This window comes from Kineosporia sp. NBRC 101731 (genome assembly GCF_030269305.1).
GTDB lineage: Bacteria > Actinomycetota > Actinomycetes > Actinomycetales > Kineosporiaceae > Kineosporia.
Map to the genome: position 1 here is coordinate 190730 of NZ_BSTC01000013.1, position 7663 is coordinate 198392.

Sequence of the window (7663 nt, forward strand, 5' to 3'; positions counted from 1 at the left end):
GGAACGTGGTCAATTCGTGACAAAGTCTGCCTTCGTGTTGTTTGCTCTGGGTGAATGATGGGTAGGCCTGCGTGACGGGAGGGTCCTGTCCGCCCTTGTCAGAGGCCCTTGCCCACGAAGGGGAACGCATGACTGCCGGCCCCACCGACGAGACCGAGATCGCCCGGGAGCAGCAGTACTTCGACCTTGCGTGGGAGGCCCGCGAGCGCAGCCGCCAGTCGCTGGGTGCAGCGGCGTCGGCCGTGGCGGGTAAGGCGTCCGTTGCTGTCGGGAAGGCGGCCAAGGGGCACCTCGAGCAGCTCGGTGATCCTGACGAAGCCGTGGCGATCGGCCGGTTCGACCCGAGCGACGGTGAGGCGCTCTACGTCGGTAAGCGCGTCATCACCGATGCCGACGGTGAACTGCTGGTCATCAGCTGGAAGGCGCCGGGGGCGGCCCCCTACTTCACGGCGAGCTACGACGATCCCCAGGGGGTGGCTCGCAAGCGCACGTTCGAGGTGGAACGGAATCGCATCCTCGGCTTTGACGACGTCGTGTTCGCGGATCTGGCGGCGCGGGTCGGTGAGCTCACTGCTCTCGAGTACGAGGGAATCGACGACGCCGTCCTGCGTGATCTGGATGCGTCGCGGACGGGCGAGATGCGGGACATCGTCCAGACCATCCACTCGATGCAGTACGAGCTGGTCCGGTCTCCGCTCGAGCAGCTCCTGGTCGTGCAGGGAGGGCCGGGTACCGGGAAGACGGTCGTCGGTCTGCACCGGGTGTCCTGGCTCCTGTTCAATCACGCCGCCGAACTCGCGCCCTCGGACGTGCTCGTGGTCGGCCCGAACCCGACCTTCACCCGGTACATCCGTCAGGTGCTGCCGGGGCTGGGGGATCACCAGATCGAGCACCGGGACCTGCGGACTCTCGGACCGCAGACCAGCACCGGCCGGGACGAGCACCCGACCGTGGCCCGGATCAAGGGCGAACTGCGCATGACGCACCTGATCAACCGGGGCCTGGTGCAGCGGGTGCGATTCCCCGAACGGGCTGATCGCCTGGACATCGGCACGGCCGCCGAACACGTGGCTTCTCTCGCGCGTCCTGAGGTCGAGGAGGCGCTGGGCCGGTCCATCAACCAGGCCCGTAGTTACCTGGCCGGTCGCGCGGCCATGCGCAGCTGGATCACCGCGACCGTGACATCGCGGATGCCCCGGGGATCGCAGGCGCCGGCGGCTGCGGTGGAGGCTGCCCTGGAGCGGGTCTGGCCCTCGCTCACCTCACAGTCGTTCCTGCGGGACCTGTTCGGTTCGCGCGATCGTCTTCTGGCCGCTGCGGGTGAACAGTTCACCGCGGCCGAGGTGAGGATGCTGTTCCGCCCGGCGTCCGACCGGGTCTCCGACGAGCGCTGGAGCCTGACCGACGTCGCCCTGCTCGACGAGGTCGACACGCTCCTGAACGGCAGTGGCACGGTGTTCGGGCACATCGTTCTGGACGAGGCCCAGGACCTGTCACCGATGCAGTTGCGCTCGGTACGCCGTCGCAGCAAATCTGGTTCCTACACCGTGCTGGGCGATCTGGCGCAGTCCACCGGACCCTGGGCCCGGGACGGCTGGGAGGACATCGTCGCCGCCCTGGAGTTCCGGCATCCGGCGTCGATCGTGCCTCTGAGGCTCGGATACCGCGTGCCGCAACAGGTCTACGCGCTCGCGGCGCAACTGCTGCCGTACTCCGCGCCGTCGGTCGAGGCACCGTCGGTGATCCGGGTCGGGCCGGCCGATCCGGACCTGCGGCCGGTCAGCTCCGGGGAGCTCGGCCCGGAGGCGGTGCGCGCAGCGCGCGACTACGCGGCCCGGGGGTTGTTCGTCGGCATCATCTGCGCCGACGAGCATCGTGCCGTCGTCATGGAGGTACTGAACGCGGCGGGCATTCAGTTCCAGGACACGCGCGCAGGCGCCCTGGGCGCCAGCATCAACCTGGTCGGGGCGGTGGACGCGAAGGGCCTGGAGTTCGAGGCCGTCGTCGTGGTCGAGCCCGAAGCGATCGCCGCCCAGGGCACTCACGGCCTGCGCCTGCTCTACGTGGCGCTGACCCGCACGACGAAATTCTTGACAGTGGTGCATTCTGGCGAGGTCCTGCCGCTCCCGGGCCGGGATTCCCCCGATCGGTCACAGCCGATCGAGGTGACTTCCCTACAAGAGGACGCACCGGGGCAGCAGCGCTCGCGGCCCACGAAAGCTGGTCGGTCGGGGAAGGCGCCTGATCCTGGCCTCGACAAGTTCAGCGCCGACTTCGCCACAGCCATGGGCGTCAGCCTGGCCGAGAACGTTGCCGCTACAGCTCAGCCACGGCTGTGGACGGCCATCGTTGCCGCTCTTGCTGACGAACTCGAGCGACGGCGTGAAAAGTGACGGCACCGTAGGCATTGCCGAGTTCGGCGGTCAGCTCGGTCGGTAGGCGTCGCGGCGGTGCCGGATGCGGACGGCCTGAATCTCGATCAACTGCTCGAAAGGAGCCTCTTCTGGCTGAATGAAGACCGAACAAGTCGTTGACGAGGGGCTTGCCGACGCGATGGGGATCTTGCCTCAGCGGTCCGTCGATGAACTCCAGAACCGCCGGAAGTACCTTCTCCGGAAGCTTGTTCAGATCTCGTTGAGCTGAGGCGGCCAGAACGATCCGGTAGGTCACAGGCCTAGCTCCCGGCGGACTTCGTCCATCGTGAAGACGTTGCCCGACTCAATATCGGAAAGGCCTTCGCGAATAGCTGCGACTTCGTCGGGGTCACTCAGGATCTCCAGCGTTTCTTCAAGGGCCTCCAGATCGTCGACGGACATCAGCACAGCATCCGCCTCGCCGTTGCGGGTGATGCGATACCGGGCATGAGTGCTCTTGACGCTGTCGAGCAGTTCGCGCAGGTTCGCTCGGGCATCGGCCATGGATACGTGAGTAGCGCCAGCAGGAAGTGTCATGTACATGATGATGTACGCCTCACTCAAGGTGGTTAAGGATTGCTGAAATCACTGCATCGACAGTGGGGGATTTCAGATGAGAGATCGGAAATATCGATGTCGGGGGCTGCATGGGTGCAGTACCGCCGTCCGGAGCACTGCATGGATCACTGCCGGTCATGGTTCTTCGGAGAGGACTGGACCGACCGTTCGTCGTGCATCCGGCCCAGAAGCCCTGATTGTTCCCGATCGACCCACGAACCTCCTGGATCTACCCTAGGGTCACCGCTATGAGACGCATTGCAACAATCGGTGTCACGGTGATGGGCCTCGCTCTGGTCGGCCTGACCGGAGTCACGACAGCTTCGGCTGCCTCGACCGGTTCGGTCCACGCCGTTGCCGCCGAGTCGCACTTCACCGTCGCGGCCAAGGCCAAGAAGTACAAGAACTGCACCGCCCTGCACAAGGACTACAAGCACGGCATCCGCAAGAAGGGCGCCAAGGACAAGGTGCGCGGCTCGAGCACGCCGGTGGCCACCCGCCTGATCCCGGTCCGCACCCCGCTGTACAAGGCGAACACCAAGATGGACCGCGACAAGGACGGCGTGGCCTGCGAGGCCGCCTGACGGTGTGCGGGTGGAACCGGGTCTGACGCGCGGGGCGTCCAGGCCGGCTGCTGGAGGTTCTCCGTGAGGCCTGCCGGCAGGCTGTTGCGCCTGATACCCGCAGGGGCAGCCGATGGCCCCAGGGAATCTTGAAAACCTCTGCGCAGAATCCGATTCAGGGTCTCTACGTGCGACTATTTCTGCATGGGAAACGGCAGAAAACGGACACCGAACCGTGCGGCCACCCGGCCTCGCCCGCCCGCTTCGGGTGGCACCGCGTCCGTTGCTCCGCCCCTCGACCTGGTGGTGGATCTTTCTCAGGTGCCACCGCTGATGCCCGCGGCCCGGCTGTCGCCGGGGATGGTCGCGATGGTCCCCGACGTGGCGGCCGAGCAACTCGAACGGATCGGCCGGAGCCGGCACCGTTACGAAGCCGAACTGAGTCTGCTCGGGCTCTGCGAGTCGCTGGACGAGAACATGCCGGCCGAGTTCAGCAGTGCATCAGCGGATCTCAACACCGCCAACATCCTGATGCTGGTGATCGAGCACCTGGTGCAGACCCCCGGTCCGACGGTGCTGGGCCTGTTGATGGTGGCGGCTGACCTCGGGCCGGTTCCCAGTCGGCAGATGGCGGCGGAGGCGGCCCGGCAGTTGAAGGCGGCCGGGGTGCAGGCACCGCGCTGGGCTCAGACCGGCCCGTTGAAGGTGCTGCGTGCTTGGGGCCACGGTGACCGCATTCCGGATGAGCACAGTCTGGGCGTCGTCTTCTCCTACGGCCATCGGGAACACGGCTTCGTCGTTCCTTTCGCGGGGGACGATCTCGGTTTTCAGCGGCTCAAGCAGGTGTGGGTCCAGACCCCTGAACTCGTCGACCGGTCGCGGGCCGCCGTGCGGGAACTCCCGAGACTGCGGTCGGTCAACTATCACGAAGAGCTCGACGACACGAACGTTCTCGACAGACTGCGGGAGCTGCTGGAGACCGGCCCGGAGGCCTCGACCGAGGGACGCCCCGACTTCCGGGTGCGTACCTACCTTCTCCACCTGCGGGCGCGTCAGCTGGCCGCGGCTCTGGGCGAGCATGACGTGGAGGCGTACTCCGACCTGATCCTGGCCGACAGCATCGCGCGCGGTGAGCATGCGATTCCCGCTCCGGTGCCGACCGGGTACCGGATACGTCTCACGCTGGAGGGAAGCCGGCCGAACACCTGGCGCCGGGTCGCGCTCGGCAACGATGTGACGCTGCTGAAGATGCACGAGATCATTCAATGGGCTTTCGAATGGCAGAACGAGGAGTTCTATTCGTTCGCAGCGCATGCGACCGAGGACGACGACCCGGATCCGATTCCCTACGCCCGACTCTCCTACACCCGGCTCGGTTCTCTCCTGCATCGCCCAGGCAGGTCCGTCGAGTACCTCTACGGCGATCGCAGCCCTTGGCTGGTCACGATCGAGCTGGAAGACGCATTCGCACCCGATCCGGACGTCAAGTACCCGCGCCTCATCGAAGTCGGCGGAGGTGTGCCGGGTGAACCGGGCGAGGACGATGACATGGACGAGGTCGATCTGCGGGATACAGGGATCGGGAGCGCGGGAGCGGGGAGTCGCTGATGGCAAACAACCTGAACCCGTGGACGCGTGCCCTTACTGCTCGTCAACAGATCGGCCGGATCCGTCAGGAGCCGAGACCGGCACGAACCGTAGTGCGGCGTGAACCGTGCGATCGCCCGGCCGGGCCTCAGGTCGGGCGCTGAGCCGGTAGGGGGCGAGCAACTGCATCACGCCGGCGGTCAGATCACGCAGTTCGTCCGCCGACAGACGCAGAGTGGAGTTGCTGACCAGGCCGCCATCCCGCCATTCCTGGGGTTCCTGATCCTGCGCCATACGCATCACGAAACCCTCCACCATCGTGTCGGAGGCCTGCAGCAATGCCTGGGTCACCGCCAGGTCCAGCCCCTGAGCCTCGACCGGATCGGCGTCGATCGTGGCCATGTCCACGTTCCACGCCGGCACCGTCGCCTCCCACACACGTTCCCGCCGGTCACCGCGTCGACCCGCGTCGCGCACCAACCCCGCTGCGGCCAGCTGGCGCAGGTGCCAGGAGCACGCACTGGCACTGAGATCGACCACCTCGGCGCACTGCGTGGCCGTTGCGCCACCGCGTTCCTGCAGAACATCGAGCATGCGCAGCCGCGCGGGATGGGCCAGCGCTCGCAGGACCGAAGGGTCGGTGAGCCGGACGCCGTGCGTCCGTTCCGGGTGGGCCATCGCGGCAGCATATGTGAAGCTCCGCCTTGACATCTAAGTGTGAAGGGGTAGCTTCACATTGATGACGACTTCGCACATGACGGTGAGGGAACTGCAGGAACGGCTTGAGGCTGATCTGATCCGTCTCGGCCCAGCCGTAGACGTCCCGGGCGCCTCGGTGGCTCTGATGCTCGGATCCCACGTGGTCGAGGCGGCTTTCGGGGTGGTGAACACCCGCACGCGCATCCCGGTCACGTTCGATTCCCTGTTCCAGATCCAGTCGATTACCAAGATCTTCACGGCCACGCTGGTCATGCAGCTCGTCGATGTCGAGCTGGTTCACCTCGACCGGCCGGTGCAGGAGTACCTGCCCGAGTTCCGTACGGCCGACGCTTCGGCGAGCGAACAGATCACGGTCCGGCACCTCCTGACGCACACGGGCGGATTCGAAGGGGACCTGTGGCAACCGACGACGTCCGGTCCGGACGCCCTCGACCGGTTCGTCAGGGATCTGGTGGCCCGGGCCCCGCAGCACAGTCGGCCGGGGCAACGGTTCTCGTACTGCAATGCCGGCTTCGGCACGCTCGGCCGGCTCGTCGAGGTGCTGCGCGACTCCACCTATGAGCAGGCCCTGCGGCATCACCTGGCGGAACCACTGGGCATCACCGAACTGGCGTTCTCGGCGGATCAGGCTCTGGCGTTCCGCACGGCCATCGGTCATGTGCGGGCCACGCCCTCGGCCCCGTTGCTCCCGACCCGGGAGTGGGCGCTCCTGCCCCCGTCGAACCCGGCCGCCGGCAATCAACTGGCTCTGTCCGCCCGCGGGCTCCTGGAGCTGGGGCGTCTCTTTGTATCCGGGGGACTGGCGGCCGACGGCACTCGACTGCTCTCCACCGCGTCGGCTGCGCTCATGCTCCGACCCTGGCTGCGGCACCGCGGCGTGGCGGATTCGCACCAGGGACTGGGCTGGCGACTGCCGAGGCCGGGCGTCGCCGAGCACGGTGGTGGTGCTCCAGGGGTGGCAACGATGCTCCGGATCGTCCCCGAGCAGGGCCTGGCAGCAGTCGTGCTGACCAATGCGGACGCTGGTGGTCAGCTCACGCGACAACTGCTGGAGCCGTTGTTCGCCGATCTGGCGGGGACGACGCCGGCACCCGTAGTGGTCGCGCCTACGGCCACCGCCCGGGTGGGCGATCCGGAGCCGTTCCTGGGCGGGTACTCGACCCGGCAGTTCCGGTTCGAGGTCACCAGCGACGATGAAGGACGTCTGTGGCTCACCAGAGAATCCCGGAACGAGACGGTGACGATGGACCGTCTGGCCGGCGTCGCGACGGTGGTCGACCGGAGGGAGATCCGGCCTCTCGAGCACAACACCTTCGTGTCGATGGGTGAGGACGGGGTAGCGGTCGGCACCTACACGTTCCTCGAGCCGGGGGACAACGGGCGCTTCCGCTTCCTGGCCAACGACCGCGTTGCCGCGAGGGATGCGTAGCGAGGTGCCCCGTCCGCCCCGTCCCGGCATCGATATCGGGTTGTGACGGGGGTCGCCCTGGGGTAGGCAACTGGTGCCCGAAAGCCCTGGTAATGTTCTGCAAGGTTCTTCGGCGGGTCGCTCAGGCGAACGTCGACTCCACGGAAGTAACGGACATGCAAGTGGCCGGTTCCGGGGTGATATAAAACCTCCCTCCACAGTAAAAGCTGAGAGCTGTTGCGCGTCTTCCGGGATGGGCTTCACTCGTTATGGCTATTGCTGTTCAGGGGAAAGCTCCATCGTCGTTTAAAACCGCGAAACACGGATTTGACCGGCGAGCAACACAGGGTCTACTGTTTACAACGTCGCCAGGACGGAACGCCGAAAGGCAAGAAGTTCTGAGCGTCCGCTCC

General features: G+C 66.4%; 6 protein-coding genes. 4 read left to right on the forward strand and 2 right to left on the reverse strand.

Annotated features, from left to right (window positions below):
- Nucleotides 1-128: 128 nt before the first annotated feature.
- Nucleotides 129-2393, forward strand: coding sequence for a HelD family protein (locus QSK05_RS29020; protein ID WP_285600547.1), 2265 nt, complete (start codon nt 129-131; stop codon nt 2391-2393).
- 273 nt (nt 2394-2666) lie between these two features.
- On the opposite strand, the gene QSK05_RS29025 is transcribed toward QSK05_RS29020, so the two are convergent.
- A complete protein-coding gene (locus tag QSK05_RS29025; protein WP_285600548.1) occupies nt 2667-2978 on the reverse strand; it encodes a type II toxin-antitoxin system Phd/YefM family antitoxin in 312 nt (103 codons plus the stop codon).
- Nucleotides 2979-3220: 242 nt separating this feature from the next.
- On the opposite strand from QSK05_RS29025, the gene QSK05_RS29030 reads away from it, so the two are divergent.
- Nucleotides 3221-3556, forward strand: a complete 336-nt coding sequence (locus QSK05_RS29030; protein WP_285600549.1) for an excalibur calcium-binding domain-containing protein — start codon at nt 3221-3223, stop codon at nt 3554-3556.
- Between the two features lie 300 nt (nt 3557-3856).
- Nucleotides 3857-5143, forward strand: a complete 1287-nt coding sequence (locus QSK05_RS29035; protein WP_285600550.1) for a plasmid pRiA4b ORF-3 family protein — start codon at nt 3857-3859, stop codon at nt 5141-5143.
- A gap of 33 nt (nt 5144-5176) precedes the next feature.
- Here QSK05_RS29035 and QSK05_RS29040 read toward each other — a convergent pair whose 3' ends face one another.
- Complete coding sequence (locus QSK05_RS29040; protein WP_285600551.1) at nt 5177-5800, reverse strand: ArsR/SmtB family transcription factor; 624 nt, start codon at nt 5798-5800, stop codon at nt 5177-5179.
- 61 nt (nt 5801-5861) lie between these two features.
- Between QSK05_RS29040 and QSK05_RS29045 the strand changes: the two genes are divergently transcribed.
- Nucleotides 5862-7271: a serine hydrolase domain-containing protein gene (locus QSK05_RS29045; protein WP_285600552.1), complete on the forward strand. Its 1410-nt coding sequence runs from the start codon at nt 5862-5864 to the stop codon at nt 7269-7271.
- The last annotated feature ends 392 nt before the right edge of the window (nt 7272-7663 follow it).

Bases quoted from the DNA above. Each gene is read 5' to 3' on its own strand.
- QSK05_RS29020 (WP_285600547.1), top strand. From the start codon at position 129: ATGACTGCCGGCCCCACCGACGAGACCGAGATCGCCCGGGAGCAGCAG.
- QSK05_RS29030 (WP_285600549.1), top strand. From the start codon at position 3,221: ATGAGACGCATTGCAACAATCGGTGTCACGGTGATGGGCCTCGCTCTG.
- QSK05_RS29040 (WP_285600551.1), bottom strand. From the start codon at position 5,800: ATGGCCCACCCGGAACGGACGCACGGCGTCCGGCTCACCGACCCTTCG.
- QSK05_RS29045 (WP_285600552.1), top strand. From the start codon at position 5,862: ATGACGACTTCGCACATGACGGTGAGGGAACTGCAGGAACGGCTTGAG.